This is a genomic window from Parasynechococcus sp. (genome assembly GCF_045559935.1).
Lineage (GTDB): Bacteria > Cyanobacteriota > Cyanobacteriia > PCC-6307 > Cyanobiaceae > Parasynechococcus.
This window is the reverse complement of record NZ_JBJLJL010000009.1, coordinates 20671-37424: the sequence shown is the minus strand read 5'-3', so window position 1 is coordinate 37424 and position 16754 is coordinate 20671. Positions and strand designations below refer to the sequence as shown.

The 16754-nt window shown below is 64.2% G+C and carries 18 protein-coding genes and 1 pseudogene; 12 read left to right on the top strand and 7 right to left on the bottom strand.

Going from position 1 to position 16754, the window contains the following annotated elements; all coding sequences use genetic code 11:
• Positions 1-10: 10 nt before the first annotated feature.
• Both ACJ0G7_RS09475 and ACJ0G7_RS09470 read left to right on the top strand, forming a co-directional pair.
• A complete protein-coding gene (locus ACJ0G7_RS09475; protein ID WP_407395909.1) occupies positions 11-1312 on the top strand; it encodes a Rieske 2Fe-2S domain-containing protein in 1302 nt (433 codons plus the stop codon).
• A 61-nt stretch (positions 1313-1373) separates the two neighbouring features.
• Positions 1374-1952, top strand: coding sequence for an SET domain-containing protein-lysine N-methyltransferase (locus tag ACJ0G7_RS09470; protein WP_043691712.1), 579 nt, complete (start codon positions 1374-1376; stop codon positions 1950-1952).
• Here the strand turns inward: ACJ0G7_RS09470 and ACJ0G7_RS09465 are convergent.
• Positions 1949-2533, bottom strand: a complete 585-nt coding sequence (locus ACJ0G7_RS09465) for a glutathione S-transferase family protein (protein WP_407395908.1) — start codon at positions 2531-2533, stop codon at positions 1949-1951. The two genes, ACJ0G7_RS09470 and ACJ0G7_RS09465, sit on opposite strands and share 4 nt — an antisense overlap.
• Before the next feature lie 57 nt (positions 2534-2590).
• Here ACJ0G7_RS09465 and ACJ0G7_RS09460 point away from each other — a divergent pair, with 57 nt between their 5' ends.
• From ACJ0G7_RS09460 to ACJ0G7_RS09430, 7 genes are all read left to right on the top strand, one after another.
• Complete coding sequence (locus ACJ0G7_RS09460; protein ID WP_043691719.1) at positions 2591-4102, top strand: hypothetical protein; 1512 nt, start codon at positions 2591-2593, stop codon at positions 4100-4102.
• An 83-nt stretch (positions 4103-4185) separates the two neighbouring features.
• Positions 4186-5307 carry a phosphotransferase enzyme family protein gene (locus ACJ0G7_RS09455; protein WP_043696680.1) on the top strand — a complete coding sequence of 374 codons (1122 nt, stop codon included), beginning with the start codon at positions 4186-4188 and terminating at the stop codon, positions 5305-5307.
• A 1-nt stretch (position 5308) separates the two neighbouring features.
• Positions 5309-5890 (top strand): DOMON-like domain-containing protein, encoded by a 582-nt coding sequence (locus ACJ0G7_RS09450; RefSeq protein ID WP_043691722.1) that lies wholly within the window; start codon positions 5309-5311, stop codon positions 5888-5890.
• A gap of 38 nt (positions 5891-5928) precedes the next feature.
• On the top strand, positions 5929-6888 hold the full coding sequence (locus ACJ0G7_RS09445; RefSeq protein ID WP_407395906.1) for a transglycosylase SLT domain-containing protein: 960 nt from the start codon (positions 5929-5931) through the stop codon (positions 6886-6888).
• A 41-nt stretch (positions 6889-6929) separates the two neighbouring features.
• Positions 6930-7598, top strand: a complete 669-nt coding sequence (locus ACJ0G7_RS09440; RefSeq protein ID WP_407395905.1) for a hypothetical protein — start codon at positions 6930-6932, stop codon at positions 7596-7598.
• 31 nt (positions 7599-7629) lie between these two features.
• The gene (locus ACJ0G7_RS09435) at positions 7630-8955 is read left to right on the top strand and encodes an O-acetylhomoserine aminocarboxypropyltransferase/cysteine synthase family protein (RefSeq protein WP_043691728.1); all 1326 of its coding nucleotides are present in this window, start codon (positions 7630-7632) and stop codon (positions 8953-8955) included.
• 17 nt (positions 8956-8972) lie between these two features.
• Positions 8973-9866, top strand: coding sequence for a homoserine O-succinyltransferase (locus tag ACJ0G7_RS09430; RefSeq protein WP_043691731.1), 894 nt, complete (start codon positions 8973-8975; stop codon positions 9864-9866).
• Here the strand turns inward: ACJ0G7_RS09430 and ACJ0G7_RS09425 are convergent.
• A pseudogene (locus ACJ0G7_RS09425) lies at positions 9842-10148 on the bottom strand (hypothetical protein). The gene ACJ0G7_RS09430 and the pseudogene ACJ0G7_RS09425 overlap by 25 nt on opposite strands.
• 160 nt (positions 10149-10308) lie before the next feature.
• Between ACJ0G7_RS09425 and ACJ0G7_RS09420 the strand changes: the two are divergent.
• Positions 10309-10908, top strand: coding sequence for an alpha-ketoglutarate-dependent dioxygenase AlkB (locus ACJ0G7_RS09420; RefSeq protein ID WP_253912811.1), 600 nt, complete (start codon positions 10309-10311; stop codon positions 10906-10908).
• 471 nt (positions 10909-11379) lie between these two features.
• Here ACJ0G7_RS09420 and ACJ0G7_RS09415 read toward each other — a convergent pair whose 3' ends face one another.
• Entirely contained in the window at positions 11380-12348 is a 969-nt protein-coding gene (locus tag ACJ0G7_RS09415; RefSeq protein WP_407395903.1) for an AEC family transporter, read from the bottom strand.
• A gap of 20 nt (positions 12349-12368) precedes the next feature.
• On the opposite strand from ACJ0G7_RS09415, the gene ACJ0G7_RS09410 reads away from it, so the two are divergent.
• Entirely contained in the window at positions 12369-12530 is a 162-nt protein-coding gene (locus ACJ0G7_RS09410) for a hypothetical protein (RefSeq protein ID WP_173402123.1), read from the top strand.
• A 32-nt stretch (positions 12531-12562) separates the two neighbouring features.
• Here ACJ0G7_RS09410 and ACJ0G7_RS09405 read toward each other — a convergent pair whose 3' ends face one another.
• The 4 genes from ACJ0G7_RS09405 to ACJ0G7_RS09390 are packed head-to-tail and all read right to left on the bottom strand — an operon-like array spanning position 12563 to position 16236.
• Positions 12563-13303, bottom strand: coding sequence for an amino acid ABC transporter ATP-binding protein (locus ACJ0G7_RS09405; protein WP_043691739.1), 741 nt, complete (start codon positions 13301-13303; stop codon positions 12563-12565).
• Positions 13303-14274, bottom strand: a complete 972-nt coding sequence (locus ACJ0G7_RS09400) for an amino acid ABC transporter permease (RefSeq protein WP_407395901.1) — start codon at positions 14272-14274, stop codon at positions 13303-13305. The genes ACJ0G7_RS09405 and ACJ0G7_RS09400 overlap by 1 nt, the downstream gene beginning before the upstream one ends.
• Positions 14274-15161 carry an ABC transporter permease subunit gene (locus ACJ0G7_RS09395; RefSeq protein ID WP_043691745.1) on the bottom strand — a complete coding sequence of 296 codons (888 nt, stop codon included), beginning with the start codon at positions 15159-15161 and terminating at the stop codon, positions 14274-14276. Before ACJ0G7_RS09395 ends, ACJ0G7_RS09400 begins: the two co-directional genes overlap by 1 nt.
• A 13-nt stretch (positions 15162-15174) precedes the next feature.
• The gene (locus ACJ0G7_RS09390; RefSeq protein WP_043696684.1) at positions 15175-16236 is read right to left on the bottom strand and encodes an amino acid ABC transporter substrate-binding protein; all 1062 of its coding nucleotides are present in this window, start codon (positions 16234-16236) and stop codon (positions 15175-15177) included.
• A 90-nt stretch (positions 16237-16326) separates the two neighbouring features.
• On the opposite strand from ACJ0G7_RS09390, the gene ACJ0G7_RS09385 reads away from it, so the two are divergent.
• Positions 16327-16650 (top strand): hypothetical protein, encoded by a 324-nt coding sequence (locus ACJ0G7_RS09385; protein ID WP_043691747.1) that lies wholly within the window; start codon positions 16327-16329, stop codon positions 16648-16650.
• Positions 16651-16754: the final 104 nt, after the last annotated feature.

Below are 16754 nucleotides of genomic sequence, written 5' to 3'. Positions count from 1 at the left end.
AAGGCACGTCATGCATCCCACCTGGACCGAGCAGTGGTGGCCCGTCGCCTACCTGCAGGACCTCGATCCGGCGAAGCCCAGTCGGTTCACCCTGCTGGAACGCGACCTGGTGATCTGGTGGGACAGCTCCGGAGATCGCTGGCGTGTCTTTCCTGACGTCTGCCCGCATCGGCTCGTCCCGCTCAGCGAGGGCAGGATCAACAGGGATGGGCAGTTGGAATGCCCGTACCACGGCTGGAGTTTCGATGGAGACGGACAGTGCCGTCACATCCCGCAGGCCGAGGAGAGCACCCGTCCGGAAGGGCGACGCTCAAGCTGCGCCAGCTTGCCCACGGCCACGGGCCAGGGATTGCTGTTTGTCTGGACGGGTGCGCCCGAATCTGCAGACCAGGAACGTCTGCCGTTGGTGCCGGCTCTGGAGGAGACCCCGGACAGCTGGACCGTTCAGGACACCTTCCGCGACCTGCCGATGGATGCGGTGACCCTGCTGGAGAACGTTCTGGATGTGAGCCATGTGCCCTTCACGCACCACAAGACCGTGGGAAAACGGGAGAACGCTTCCCCGGTTCAGGCGGTGATCACCCGCGAAGGCGAGGACGGGTTCGAGGCCTTCTGGGAGGAGGGGCCACGCAGGGGAACGCTCGGTTCCCAGGCCACCAGGTTCGATGCTCCACAACTGATGTGGCACGACCTGACCGCGAAGGGATTCGCACGCATCCTCACGGTGGTCTACGCCGTGCCGATCCGCCGGGGGGAATGCCGCCTGTTCGCCCGCTTCCCCTTTCAGTTCCAGTCAGCGGTCCCGCGGCTGCTGATCGGATTGCGTCCTCGCTGGCTGCAGCACATCGGCAACCACAAGGTTCTCGAAGACGACCAGATCTTTCTGCATTGGCAGGAGCGCGTGCTGGAGCAGGCCGGCGGCAGCGCAGAAGCGGAACGGGCCTTCTTCCTGCCGACCAGCGCCGATGTTTACGTCACGGCGCTGCATCGCTGGCTGAACGGCAATGGCGGCGGACCCTTCGTCGGGCAACCTCTGCCGCCACGTCTTGAGACCGCAGCGCTGATGGATCGCTATCACAGCCATACGGTGAATTGCCGCAGCTGCTCAACGGCGCTTCGCCGCATCCGGGCCCTGCGTCCTTGGCTCTGGGGAGTTCTGTGGGGTTCAGCGGCCGTGATCGGCATCAGCCCGTTCAGCTGGATTGGCGTGCTCATGGCACTGATCTCAGCCGTTCTGCTCCGGCAGACCGCGCGCTGGCAGCAGGGACTGCTGGCCGGAGACGGACTGGCGCCTCGGAACAGCACGAGGTGATCCAGCACGCGGACAGATCGATCTGCGGTGAACAGCCTTGGCGCGTGAGCACGCGCAAGTCATGGCAGCGTCCAGCCGTCTGTTCTGGCGTCGTCGCAGCGATGCAGGATTTCAGATCAGATCCCGCATTGCTGCATCCACCCTCCCGGGTGCCGGAGACGGTCGTTTCACCCTGGAGCCGCTGAGCAGCGGCCAGCTGGTGCGACGCAGCCGAATGCTGCCCTTCACCGACTGCCTCGCCGCTGGAGGAGCCGATGGCGAAGGGGAGAACATCGTGCTTCTGCTCCGGGATCAGGAGGAGCTGGAGGCACTGATTTTCTACCTGGCCGCGGCCAGGGAGGAGACCCCGGCGGAGATCGCCCGACACCTCTCGTGGTTCGTGGCCGGAACCGGGGGCATCGCTTACATCAACAGCGTCAGCGCCTATTTCAACCACAACATCCCGGCCAACCTGCTGCACCGGCTCGATGGCCCCTGGATGGATCTGATCGCCAGCCGCGAGATCGCCCCAGGGGAGGAGCTGTTCACCGACTACAACCACAACGACATCGCTCCGTTCTTCCGGCACTGGTGCGCTGAAGCCGGGCTGACGGATGCACAGACGTTCCCCCGCGCCCTCTCCCGGACGAGCGAGATCTAGTCGAGCCCCATCACCCGTCGATAGGCCGGTCGATGTTGCGTCGCTGTGATCAGCTCCTGCACAGCCGGATACGGCGTCAGATCCTCCTGAGGGAAGAACATCGGCAGATAGGCCAGGTAAGCGGACACCGCACAGTCCGCGGCCCCCCATCGGTTCCCCACCAGAGGCCCGCCGGAACCCAGCTGACGGTTCAGTTCCTCCATCAGGCGAGGGAACTCCCGCTCCCGGTTGCTGGGCACGAACAGGGCGATCGCCAGCGTGGCGTTGGCGAACAGCAGCCACTGGCTGGTCAGGCTGCGTTCAGCAGCGGTGCGATCCTCGCCGCTGTGGTGATCCTCCAGATGCTGCAGGATCGCCCCCGACTCAAACAGCTTCAAAGGCCCACCGTCGGGCGCCTGGAAGCCGTCGTCCACCAGAGCGGGCAGCTTGCCGAAGGGATTGATCGCCCGGTAGGGGGGCTGACGATGTTCCTGGGCCGCGAGATCCAGCATCACCAGCTCATGGGCAATGCCCTTTTCCTCCAGATACCAGCGCGGCATCGAAACGCGTGTGCGGGGAGCGCCGTAGAGGGTCAGGGACATCAATGGGAAGCAGCACAACGACAGTCTCAGCAGAGGTGGGCTCCGTAGGCTCTCCCCATGCAGAACTCGTTCTTCGATTGCAGTGTCGACGCGGCGTCGATCCGGCGGCGGGTGCTGGAGCTCGATTCAGCCAAGGTGGGCTTCTACAGCGTTGGCCTGTATCCCGCCTCGCTGGCCTACAACTGCGCGATGCAGAACGCGGCCGGGCGTCTGATGCTCGCAGCCCGGCCAGGACGGGACCTGCTCGGGGCCTTCAGCCAGGACGCCATCGACAGCATGGACACCGGTCACGTGGAAACGGTGATCGGCATGGGCACCAGCTCACAGGGTGGCGATCAGGTGCCAAACACCCTCCGGGATCTGATTCAACGCTGCGAACTGGTGGTGCTCAGCGCCAACAGCAACCACGTTGAGGAGGACCTGCAGGAAGCCTGCCGGCTGCGCGATGAGCTGGGGCGCGACCAGGTGGTGCTGGCCTGTCTGGCGGGATCCTTCAACCACGACCCGATTTCCAACACCGCCTATGTGCTGTGTGAGAAGCAGCCGAACCTTGCCTTCTTCTCAGGCTTCCACCGCCATGGAGCTCTGCGCAACCCCTTCGACAGCTTCACCGCCAACTTCTGCCATCCCAATGCGCTGACGGCGATGCTGGGGGCGCAACTGCTGGATCGCCTCTCCCCGAACATCCAGGTTGCGGCGGGCGTTCACAACGTGGAAGGCCAGTACATCAAGGCCGCCAAGAACATGGCTTCGGTGTTCGCCGGTTTCGGCTACGCCTACCACCAGGACAACCCCGGCGTGTTGCCGACGCTGCTGACCCTGCTCCTTGATCAGTGTCTGGATCAGGCCGCCACGGTCTCCATGGCCCGCACCGATCGACAGAAGCTCTACCACCGTCAGCCGATTCCGCTCACGGAGCTCGGCTACGCCGTTCCCCGCATTGAAGCCACCCTGGTGCGCGACGGTGACTTCGAGAAGGTGCGCGATCACACCTTCTCCCAGCTGACCGCGATGGTGGCGGATGTCCGCGGCAGCATGATGCTGCCGGTGTCCGGCAGTCCCACCCGCAACTTCCAGGCTGGTCAGGTCCTGGCGGACAAAATGCGGGAATCGGGGCGCTGCCCCGCCTCCATGGAGGAGCTGGAAGCCTGGTGCGAGCAGGCCGGGCTGCGCAAGGGCGCCCTGGAAGGTCTGAAATCCCTCCGCTACTGGCCCCTGATCGCTCGGCAGTACGCCATCCCCATCCATGACGCGTCGATGGTGAACCTGCTTTACATGGCCGTCTACGGCCGTCCGGCCGTCAAGGAGACCGCTTACCGGGTGATGACAGAAAGCCGCGAACTGTCGAACTACTGCCAGGAGTCGGTCCGTCCCACCCACGCCCGTCGCTACGCCGAGGCGCTCCAGAACCTCGAGGTGCCCGAAGCCATGGATCTGGTCGTCAACGCCGTGATCGCGGACAACGCACGACGCGCCATGCGCGGCGAGGTCACCCTGGAGGAGGCGAACGCCGGGCTCCCCGCCTATCTGCAGCTCATGGACGTGATCGAGAGCCAGCTCGACATCTGAGTCGGCTGCTTTTCTGCACACCACAGACCGGACTCGCCCAGGAACAGCGCGATGGTTCGGGTCTGAGTGTGCTGCGATCGCTGATGACCGAGGCTGTGGAAGCCATCGCCGATCGCTTCCATCCCCGCGAGCGGATCACCGCGATCAGGGCCCTTGGCTCCGGCAATGTCAACGAGACCTTTCTGGTGACGCACGACGGGCATGCCCAGGGAGGAGCCTTCGTGCTGCAACGCCTCAACACCACGGTGTTCGAACGGCCCGATCTGGTGATGCGGAACCTGGTGGCCCTGGGCGATCACGTGCAGCGTCGGCTGGCCTCCCCTCCCCCGGAGCTGAGCGGGCGCCGCTGGGAGGTTCCCACCGTCGTTCGCTGCCGGGAGGACGCCCACTGGGTGGAGCAGGACGGCCAGTTCTGGAGGTCGATCACCTACATCGGAGCCGCCACGACCTCTGACGTGATCCGCGATCGCCATCAGGCCAAAGAGGTGGGCTACGGCCTGGGAATGTTTCACAGCCTGATCAGCGACCTGCCGGCCGAACACCTCGCCGACACCCTTGAGAATTTTCACGTCACACCGGCGTATCTGAAGCACTTCGACTCCGTGGCCAGGCCTGCCTGCCCCGAAGGATCCCTGCTTGCTCAGGCCATCGCCTTCGTGGACGGACGCCGCGGGGGCATCGACGTGCTCGAGGCCGCACTGGAACGGGGAGAACTCCGGCACCGTCCGATTCACGGGGACCCGAAGATCAACAACGTGATGATGGATGAGGCCAGTGGCAAGGCTGTCGGCCTGATCGATCTCGACACCGTCAAACCGGGCCTCGTCCATTACGACATCGGCGACTGCCTGCGGTCCTGCTGCAATCCCGTCGGCGAGGAGGAAACCAACCTCGACGCCGTGCATTTCGATCTCGGACTCTGCGAAGCGATCCTCGACGGCTACCTGACAGTCGCCAGAGGCTTCCTGAGCAGATGGGATCTTCACTACCTTCCGGATTGCATCCGTCTGATCCCCCTCGAACTGGGACTGCGATTTCTGACGGATCATCTGGAGGGGGATGTCTACTTCCGCACCAACCGGCCCGATCACAACCTGCACCGAGCCGCCGTGCAGTTCCGTCTGACGGCCAGCATCGAAGCCCAGATGGACGCAATCCGGGCCCTGGTGCGGAAGCTCGGAGCCGACATCGGGAACGGACACTGAGATGCCTCGCCCTGCCGTGATGCTGCGCCAGGCCTCGCGCCTGGTCCCCTTCGAGGGGGGGCTTCCCTCCGGACTGAAGGTGAGTGCAGAGATGATCTGGAGCCGGGATGGATGGCTTGAGCTCAGCTATGGCGTGCTCACGACCGCCTCCTCCGGTCTGGCGGATCTCGTGACTCCGGATGGGCTCATCGACGGACTGCAGACGAACGGTGAACGCCGTGATGGTCTCTGGACCACCACCTGTTTCGAAGCCTTCTTGGCTCTCCCGGGATGCCCGGACTACTGGGAGATCAATCTCTCGGCGAGCGGCGACTGGGCCCTTTACCGCTTCGATGCCTACCGGCAGGGACAGCACCCCCAGGATCTGGCGGAAGCCCCTCTGATCCGCCTGCGCCGCTGGCACCATCAGTTGCGGCTGGACGCAAGATTTCCACTGACTCCCTGGTGGCCTGAGCAGATCTGTCCTGACCTGGCCCTGAGCTGCGTGCTCGACCGAGGCGAGGCCGGGCTCAGTCACTGGGCTTTACGCCATCCGCAGCACCAGGCCGATTTTCACGACCGCAGCACATTCCTTCAGGCCTGATCTTCGCCGTAAGGTCCAGTCGTCACGCACAAGCGGTCATGCGACTCCGCCCAGCCCTGCTGCTCCCAGTGGTGCTAGCCAGTCTCGGCCTGACCATCACCGCTCTGGGGAACCAGAACAGAGCAGGCGACTCCGCTGCCTCCACACCGGCACCGGCCACAGAACCGATCGTGGCGTCGGCCCCCACCACCCCCGAGCGTCGTTACCCGCGGGTGCCTGCGGATGATCAAGCTGCAGCCGAGCTGCTCCTGAGCGTGGAGTCGGCTCTGCGGGATCCGGCCACGCCTGCCGATGCCCTGCCCGACCTCGGACACCAGCAGCAGGTCATCTATCGGGTGCTGTCCAAGGACCGTCCGCGCTCGCAGAGGGTTGTGGCGGCTCTGCCCGCACGCTGGCGGAGCATCGCGGAACGGCATCTGGCGGCACGGCGGGAATTCCTGCGCATGAGCAGGGGCAGAGGGCCCTCCTCGCTTCCGGCCTGGCGGATCATCCAGCCCGAACCAGCCGAACAGCTGATCTCCTATTACCGCAAAGCGGAGGCGGCCACCGGCATCGAGTGGGAGGTGCTCGCAGCCGTGAACCTCGTGGAAACGGGCATGGGACGCATTGACGGCATCTCGGTGGCGAACGCCCGTGGACCGATGCAGTTTCTTCCCACCACCTGGGCGGAACCCGGCATCGGCGCTGGGGACATCCGCGATCCCCATGATGCGATCCAGGCAGCCGCCCGCTATCTGGTGAGACGGGGAGGCCTCAAGGACATCCGTCGCGGCCTCTGGGGCTACAACAACAGCGACTACTACGGCAAAGCGGTCCTGCTCTACGCCTCTCTGATCCGCGAGGATCCGCGTGCGTACACAGGCCTGTATCACTGGGAAATCCACTTCAATGCCGACGCAGGCGATCTGTGGTTGCCGGTGGGTTACAACGAATCGCGCCGCGTGCCGGTGCAGGACTACCTGCGCCGACATCCGCAGAGCGCACCACCGGCCGACTGAGCATCGCCACCTACGCTGACAACGAGCTTGAAGAGCAGCGCGTGCCCAAGGAAACCTCTCATCGGGGCGATGAACTCAAGGCCCTGGGCTGGACTGCCCAGGATGTCTCCCGCTATGTCGAGCTCTGGGAGTACCGGCAGCGCTGGGGCGCGATGAATCTGGAGCGGGAGGATCGCCTGTTCCTGAGGAAGGCGGAAAATGCTCTTCCCGCCATCCTCTCAGGCAGGGCCGCCGCCAAGAAACCCACCCAGGACAAGACCTACTACAAGTGGCTGAGCTTCCACCGCGATGCGATGCGCTCCGCTGAAGCGGAGATGAGCATCGCCGAGGAGGAACAGGGGGCCTGGCCGCTGATGCTGGAGACCGAACTGCGCCTGCTCGATCACTACGCCCCCGTGCTCGGTCTGCCGGACACCCTCAAGGCCAAGGGGCTGGGCCCGCTGCGCGAGACCCTGGCCGGGCAGGCAGCGGAACTGGGAACCATCAAGGACTATGACTTCGAGGCAGCCCTCAACACCCTGAAGGAGAAGGAACCGAACCGCTGGCGTCACCTGCGCGATGGCGAAGGCGCGGACCGCCGTTACCCGGTTCTCTCCGCCGACACGGCGGTGCAGTTCCGCAGCACCGCCCTCAGCGAAATCCAGGCTTTTCTGCGCGGAACCTTCCCATCCCTGGCCGAGACCGACAAACCCGAGCTACAGGACAACTAGATCGGAGCGACGACGCTCCCTCCCACGCACGATGTCCCCTCACTTCGAAACCCTCCAGCTGCATGCCGGCCAATCGCCGGATCCGGCGACCAACGCCCGAGCGGTGCCGATTTATCAGACCAGCTCCTATGTGTTCAATGATGCGGAGCACGGCGCCAATCTGTTTGGCCTGAAGGAATTCGGGAACATCTACACCCGTCTGATGAATCCCACCACAGACGTGTTCGAGAAGCGGGTGGCAGCACTGGAGGGCGGCATGGCAGCCGTGGCCACCGCGTCGGGGCAGTCGGCCCAGTTCCTGGCGATCACCAACTGCATGCAGGCAGGAGACAACTTCGTCTCCACCTCGTTTCTCTACGGGGGCACCTACAACCAGTTCAAGGTGCAGTTTCCCCGCCTGGGCATCGACGTCCGGTTCGCCGATGGCGATGACGTGGAGAGCTTCGCCGCACAGATCGACGACAAGACCAAAGGGATCTATGTCGAGGCGATGGGCAATCCCCGCTTCAACATCCCCGACTTCAAGGGCCTCTCCGCTCTCGCCAAGGAGCGAGGCATTCCGCTGATCGTCGACAACACCCTCGGGGCCTGCGGAGCCCTGCTGCGCCCGATCGAGCATGGCGCCGATGTGGTGGTGGAAAGCGCCACGAAATGGATCGGAGGCCATGGCACCAGCCTTGGTGGCGTGATCGTCGATGCCGGCACCTTCGACTGGGGCAACGGCAAGTTTCCACTGATGAGCCAGCCCAGCCCGGCTTATCACGGCCTGGTGCACTGGGATGCCTTCGGCTTCGGCAGCGACATCTGCAAGATGCTCGGCGTTCCCGATAACCGCAATGTGGCCTTCGCCCTGCGTGCCCGCGTGGAAAGCCTGCGGGACTGGGGTCCGGCCCTGAGCCCCTTCAACAGCTTCCTGCTGCTGCAGGGACTGGAGACCCTGAGCCTGCGGGTGGAACGCCACACGGAGAACGCCATGGCCCTGGCCAGCTGGTTGCAGCAGCATCCGAAGGTGGCACAGGTCAGCTATCCCGGCCTGCCCGCGGACCCCTACCACGAACGCGCCAAGGAATATCTCACCGGGCGGGGCATGGGCTGCATGCTGATGTTCTCCCTGAACGGCGGCTATGAGGATGCCGTTCGCTTCATCGACAGCCTCAAGTTGGCGAGCCATCTGGCCAACGTCGGCGATGCCAAGACCCTGGTGATCCACCCGGCCTCCACCACCCATCAGCAGCTGAGTGAAGCCGAACAGGCCTCCGCAGGCGTGACACCAACCATGGTGCGGGTCTCCGTCGGTCTGGAACACATCGACGACATCAGGGACGACTTCGATCAGGCGCTCGCCGTTCTCAGCTAGATGCCGATGACAGCCCCATGGCACTGATTCTTCCCCGCAGTTATCACAAGATCGGTGCGGTGGAACGCAACCGGATCTCCTGGATCGAGCCCGAGCAGGCGGAGCGCCAGGACATCCGGGCTTTGCGGATCGGAATCCTGAACATCATGCCCCTGGGCAAGCAGTACGAATTCAACCTGCTGCATCCCCTGGGGCTTTCCGTGCTCCAGATCGAACCGATCTGGATCCGTCTGCGTTCACACGCCTACCGCAGCTGGGACCAGGAACACCTGGATCAGCTTTACGTCACCTGGGAGGAAGCCCTGGCGCAGGGCCCTCTGGATGGTCTGATCATCACCGGGGCTCCGGTGGAGCATCTGCCCTTCGAGCAGGTGACCTACTGGAGCGAGCTGGTGGAGCTGGTGGGAGAGGCCCGCAGCAGCTGTGCCAGCACCCTGGGACTCTGCTGGGCGGGATTCGCTCTCGCTTATCTCGCCGGGGTCGACAAGATCCCCTTCGAGCGCAAGCTGTTCGGGATCTACCCGATGCGAAGCCTGGTTCCAGGCCATCCGCTGATGGGGACGCAGGATGATCGCTTCTTCTGTCCGCAGAGTCGCCATGCCGGCCTCTCCGATGCAGCGATGGAATCAGCCCAGCGTCAGGGACGCCTTCGCCTGCTCTCCCATGGCGAGCGGGTTGGATACACGATCTTTGAAACCCCGGATCAGCGACAGCTGATGCATCTCGGCCACCCGGAATACAACGTGGGGCGCATTCTTGGAGAGATGGAACGAGACCGGGCTCGGGGCGATGTGCCGCCTCCGGAGAACTTCGATGCGGATCATCCCCAGACGCTCTGGCGGTCGCATCGCAACCTGCTGTTTCAGCAGTGGCTCTGGTTCTGTTATCAGCGGGTGAGTCTGACCGCCTGAGGCTGAAGGGCCAGGCTCTCGGAACGCTCCGGAGCAGCCTTGCGGTTCAGTTCCCGCTCAAGCGTGGCGATGCGACGTTCCCTCAGGCAATGTCGACAGCCCCCCAGGGTCTGGAGGTGCTTTTCCGGGGTGATGCAGATCAGCTGAACCGGATGGCGTCGGCAGCGGATCTTGACCGGACTCTTGTAAGCTGCGCCAGCGCATTTCGCTGTAGTCGAACTGATCGCCGAAGCGCTGCTCCGCCCGCTTGAGGAATTCGGTTTCGGTGATGCGTGCCGCCATCACGGAACTGTATGGGCTGGTTGCCGCAGACCGAGCAGGCCTGTCATCCCCCTTCACGGAGCCGGCAGCCCCGGAGGCAGGGCGATGAGGGGCTGTGCCTGCAACACGAGACGGTCCTGAATCATTCAGGCTGGCGCCATCGACAACCAGGGTGGATGTCATGAACAGTCCGGACATGGCACCGCCTGTGTGCCCGAGCCGGCAGCCCTGGACGCTGCACCGAGGCTGGTTGCCGCCGGAGCGGAGCAACGTTTGGCAGCGCACCATCACGCAGGAGATGGCATGGCAGCAGCCGATGGTCCAGGTGTACGGCCGCCGACACGCCGTGCCTCGCCTGACGGGGTTCCTGGCCAGCGAAGGACTGCGTTACCGATACAGCGGCACGACCCACTGCGGTGAGGGCTGGCCCAGCTGGTTCGAGCTGCTGCGGCAGCAGGTGAACGAAGCCTGCGGAACGTGCTTCAACGGATGCCTGCTCAACCTCTACCGAAACGGTGAGGACCGCATGGGGTGGCATGCCGATGACGAACAGGAGATTGACCAGACCCGGCCGATCGCCTCACTGTCGCTGGGGGCAACCCGCGATTTCTGCCTGCGCCATCGCCAGGACCCTATGCGGAGGGAGACCCTTGCCCTGGCGGACGGCGACCTGCTGGTCATGCATCCCGGATGCCAGCAGCAATGGATGCATGGGGTTCCGAGCCGGCGTCGAATCAGGACATCACGCGTGAACCTGACCTTTCGCTGTTTTCTTCCCTGAACGTTCCGGGAAGTCAGCAATGTTGCAACAGTTTCCGCCAGTGGATTGATCTGCCGTGTGCACCTGGGGAGCTGAGCATTGGATGAGCTCAACGGCAACGATCAGCGCAGGCTTGCAGTAAGACAGCACGCGTCAATCACTTGTATCTGACAACACATCAAACAACAGAAAATCCTGCAGCAACCGAGGATCCAGAGGGCCTAGGCAGAAGTACAGGACTTCACACCACCTGATTGATGCGGTAGCCGATCACGGTCAGGACTGTGATCAAGAACACCAGAACAACGGACCCAACGAGATCAACCTCTCCCATCGACATCTCCGACGAAACCCACAGCTCCAATGTAACGACGATCCATCAACCGTCACAAGGTGGAATCCCGCCCCGCCGACGCGCTCTTAACAAAACGTAGGAAGAAAGATGAATATTTTTGAGCGGCACTTTGTTGATCACTGCCGCACTTCAAATCATCACGCCTGATTGAACAGAATGGTGACCAGAACACCCCAGATCGGGGCTGTCAGCGCAGCACAGACCGTGCTCCACAGCACAAGCCCGGCCGCAAGGTCCTGATCCCGTCCTGCGGACTCGGCGATCAACAGCAGGGAGATGGCCGCCGGAGCAGCACCCTGAAGCGTCAGGGCCTGAATCATCAAGGGATCAAGCCGCAGCAGCAGACCGATGCTCAGCAGCAGCAGCGGGTAACCGATCAGCTTGGCCAGCAGCACCGGAGCCACGGAAGCCGCCAGAGGCCCCGGCGCCCGACGATCACGGGCGATGCTGCCAAGACGCAGACCCACCACCGCCAGAGCGAGAAGAATGACCACCTGCGAGGGGATCCACATCGCCTCGGCGACCCCTGCACGCCACGGGGTCCATTGAACGAGCAGAGCTCCGGCCAGCCCCCTCACCGCCGGGCTGGCGGTGAGGCTCATGAGCAGCCTGATCGCCCTGCCGCCCTCTCGGGGAGAAGGCGCCGCGATCAGCATTGGACCGACACTCCAGGTGAGCAGCGTCGCTCCGAGGTCGTAGCCGATGCTGATCGGCAGAGCCGAGGCGGGCAGAAACGCCAGCGCCAGCGGGATGCCCACATAGGCCGTATTGCCGACGCAACTTCCGAGCCTGCTGCAGGGACCGGGAAGCAGGCGACGCAGCGGCGGGACCCTGGCGCCGACCACGAGCACCACCCCGATCGCCGCGGCCGCCAGCAGCGCCGCCTGCAGCATCTGGCCGCTCAAGCCGCCCTTGAGCAACAGGCCCATCACGCTGAGCGGCACACCGAAACGCACCAGAGGCAACGCCAGGCGACCCGAGAGATCGGGATGGCGTCCTCCGATCCAGAACCCGACCAGAAGACAGGGGATCAGGCTCAGCAGCATGGCGTGAAGGTTTCCAAGGGCCGCCGGCACGACCGCACCACCCCTGTGCCAGGGTGGCAACCGTCCATCGACTGACCGCCATGCTCCGTCGAACTCTGCAGCGGCGTTTTGAACAACTCAGGCTGCGACTGTCCGAACAGGTGCAGACCCTGCCCCTCGGCAACGACAGCTGGCTGGACACCGAGCGGGAACTGATGGCCGTTGAACGAGCGCTGGCACGGATGCCGCTCTGCGAGAGCTGAAGGAAGCGGCGGCCGGAGGCGCATCGCGTACGTCACATCATCTGTCGCAGAAACCGGCGGCTGCGCTCTTCCTTTGCATTGCTGAAGAAGGTCTCCGGGTCGGAGGTCTCCACCACCTTGCCCTGATCCATGAACATCACCCGGTCCGCCACCTCCCGGGCGAAACCGAGTTCATGGGTGACCACCACCATCGTCATGCCGCCAGCCGCCAGCTGACGCATGGCATCCAGCACCTCCTTCACACGCTCGGGGTCCAGAGCGCTGGTGGGTTCATCGAAGAGCATCACCTCCGGATCGAGGGCCAGGGCACGGGCGATCGCCACGCGCTGCTGCTGGCCGCCACTCAGCTGGGCCGGATATTTCCTGGCCTGCTCGGCGATCCCCATCTGCTCGAGAAGATCAACCGCCCGCTGCTCCGCCAGCGACGGAGACATCTTCTTGACCTTGATCGGAGCCAGGGTGATGTTGTCGAGAATCGACAGATGCGGGAAGAGATTGAACTGCTGGAACACCATTCCCACCCGCTGCCGGATCGCCCGCACCTCCCGTTCGTCGTGGCTCGCATCCAGGCGCATCCCGAGCACATCCAGCCGGCCCGAATCCAGCGTCTCCAGACCGTTGAAGGTTCGGATGAGGGTGCTTTTGCCGGATCCGGAGGGGCCCATCACCACCAGAACCTCTCCGCTGATCACCTCGAGGCCCACCCCATCGAGAGCCCGCTGGCCTGGGGTGTAGCTCTTCACCAGATCGATGGCTCGGATGGCGACGGTCATCAGGAGGAACGGAGGGGGTCGAGCTGGATCTCCAGATGGCGGGCCAGCAGCGCCATGGCGGTGCAGGCCAGCCAGTAAACCGCAGCCAGCCACACATACACCTCGAGGTAGCGGCCGATGAACGCCGGATTGGCCAGCAGGCTGCGGCTGATTCCCAGCAGTTCGACGAGGCCGAGAATCGCCATCAGGCTTGTGTTCTGAAGCAATCCCACCGCCTGATTGGTCAGGGCGGGCAGAGCGATGCGCAGCGCCTGGGGCAGCACCACCAGTCGCAGGCTCTGGAACGGCGAGAGTCCCAGAACCGCGGCCGCTTCCGTCTGCGTGGGTGGGATCGCCTGCAACCCACCACGCACGTCCTCAGCGATGTACGCCGCAGCGAAGAGAGCGAAGGCGATCACGGCTCTCAACACCCGGTTCAGTTCCAGCCCCGGAGGCAGAAACAGGGGAATGAGCAGCTGTCCGAAGAACAGCACAGCGATCAATGGCACCGCCCGCATCACCTCGATGTAAGCGGTGCTGGCCACACGCAGCACCGGCAGGTCGCTGCGCCGTCCAAGCGCGAGCAGAACCCCCGCCGGAAGACTCAGCAGGGCGCTGCAGACGGTGAGCAGCAGCGTGAGGCTGAAGCCGCCCCACTCACGGGTGGGCACTGGCTGAAGACCCAGTCCACCGGCGAGAAGCACCACTCCCAGCGGAACCATCAGGCTCCAGAGCGCCGGAAGCCCCCGACGCAGCCAGCCGCGTCGGGGGCCCATCAGCGTGATTGCGGTCATCAGGATCAGCAGAGCGATCCACACAAGGGGCCGCCAGCGCTGATCCGGTGGATACCCCCCCACCGCGTACAAGGGCAGATTGGCCGTGACCACCGTCCAGTCGGCGGCGAACAGCAGCCAGTGCACCCCGCTGAAACCGACCCATCCGAGCAGGGCCAGCATCAGGAGCGTCAGCAGTCGATCGATGACGCGGTTCATCAACGGCTCCCCTTCAGACGTCCAAGCACCAGACCGTTGAGCACGGCCATGCCGCTGCTGATCAGCAGATTGAGCAGCAGAAAGCTCAGCAGCAGCAGCAGAAAGCCCTCGATCGCACGGCCCGTCTGAGTGATCGTCGTGTCGCTGACGGCGTAGAGGTCAGCGAAGCCGACGGCGATCGCCAGGGTGCTGTTCTTGGCCAGGTTCAGGTACTGGCTGGTGAGGGCCGGAAGAATCGCCGGAAGCGCCTGAGGCAGAACGATCCGCCGCATCCCCAGCCCCTCACCGAGGCCGAGACTGCGGAAGGCCTCCCACTGCCCTCTCGGCACGGAATTGATCCCACCCCGCACGATCTCGGCGATGGAGGCACCGGTGAACACCGCCAGACCGGTGAGCACGGCGCAGAACTCGACACTCAGATCCAGCCCCAGAAGACGGATGCCCTGGTTGGACAACCCGATCAACCCGCCGACAGGAGTCTCCGGAAGCCCCAGAAACCCAACGAAGTACCAGAACATCAGCTGAAGCAGCAGCGGCACCTGACGGATCAGGGCCACATAAGCCGCCGCCAACCGGCGGAGAAGGCGGTTGCCACTGCTGCGGGCAGCCCCTGCTGCAACACCCAGGAGTGTGGCCAGCACGAGGCCGCTGAGGATGACCTTGAGGCTGTTCAGCCAGCCGATGGTGAGAGCCCAGGCGTAGCTGTCCGAGGGGCTGTACGGCAGAGCCGTCTCTGCAAGAGCGAAACCGGCAGGACGCGCAAGCCAGCCGAAGCTCAGACCCAGTCCGGTGCGGATCAGGTTCACGGCGAGATTGTTGATCAGGACCGCGGCCAGACCGAGGAGCAGTGCCGCGGCAGCGATCTGAATCCAGAGTCGGCGATGCATCGCGGCAGGTCCGTCAGGAGAAGGGAGGGGAAACCATCAGGCCGCCGTCGCCAGCCAGACGGTTCACACTCCGGGGAATCGTCACCGCACTGTCGCGACCGAGATGACGGTCGTAGATCTCGCCGTAATGACCGGTCGCTCTGATCACCTGAACCACGAAATCATCGGGCAGTCCCAGCTTGCTGCCGAGCCCACCGTCCACCCCGAGGAAGCGGCGAAGGGCCGCCTGGCTCGGATCCGCCTGCGCCGTCTTCAACACCTCATCGACATTGGCCTGGGTGATGCCGCGTTCCTCCGCCTCGATCAGAGCGAAGACCACCCAGCGCATCGCATCGGCCATGCGCTGGTCGCCTCCCACCACCGCGGGAGCCATCGGCTCCTTGCTCAGCCGCTCCTCGAGGATCGTGTGCTGCTCGGGATCCGGAAACCCTGAGCGGGCGGCGGCCAGCTGCGTGAGATCCGAGGTCATGCCGGCGCAGCGCCCCTGCAGATAGCCGCCCACCACCTGATTCAGATCCTGGTATTTGATCGGGGTGTACGGCAGCTGACGCGTCTCGAAGACGTCGTTGAGGTTCTGCTCGGTGGTGGTGCCTGAGCCCACACAGATGGCCTTGCCTGACAGCTGCTCGAGAGACGTGACGCCACTGCCGGTCTTGACCATCAAACCCTGACCGTCATGGAAGACGATCGGCCCGAAACTGAGTCCGTTGCCTCCGGAGGCATCCCGGCTCAGGTTGAAGGTGGTGTTGCGGGAGAGCAGATCGATCTCCCCGGAGCGCAGGGCTGTGAAGCGTTCCGGGGCCGTCAGCGGCCTGTACTGGATGCTGTCCGGATCTCCGAGGAACGCCGCAGCCATGGCTCGGCAGATATCGATATCGAAGCCTTCGTAGCCGCCGTCCGGCCGCAGAAAACTCATGCCCGGAATCTTGCCGCTGACGCCGCAGATCAGCTCACCGCGCTGCTTCACGAGATCCAGACGCGTGCTGTCGGCACTGCCGAGGGAGGCACAGGAACTGAGCAGCGTCGCCAGGCCCCCGAGGGCGCCGATCACAACGCGGATTCCGGATCGGGTCATGGCCATGGGACAGATCGGGTGGGATTGTCCCAGATCCGGGCTGAACCCCATTGAAGCCTCTAGGTTCTGCAGATCCTCAGTTCCTTCTTCATGCCCGCCATCCGGTGGCTGGTGGCACCCTTGATCAGCCTGCTCTTGCAGATGCCTGCGATGGCCTGGGAGGAAGGCGACCGACAGGCTTACAACAACAAGATGGCTCTGCTGAAGGTGCTGGTGGATGGTGCCAAGGATCGCGCCACCAGCAGCGGCGACCTGGAGACCCTCTGCATCCTGATGAGCATCGGCAATGACGTGACGCTGCGTTACGTGCAGCTCAACCCCGCGGATCAGGTGATTCAGACGCGATTGGCCGGGATGCGCACCGATCTGACGAGCTGCCTGGCCGTTCTCTACAACCCTCTGGCCTCCCGCTGAGCCGCCATGATGCGGTCATCCGAGAACGCCTGATGGACACCGACCTTCTGCTTCCGTTGATCGGTGGTGGCGTGCTGATCCTGTTGATCGTGGGAGGCACGATC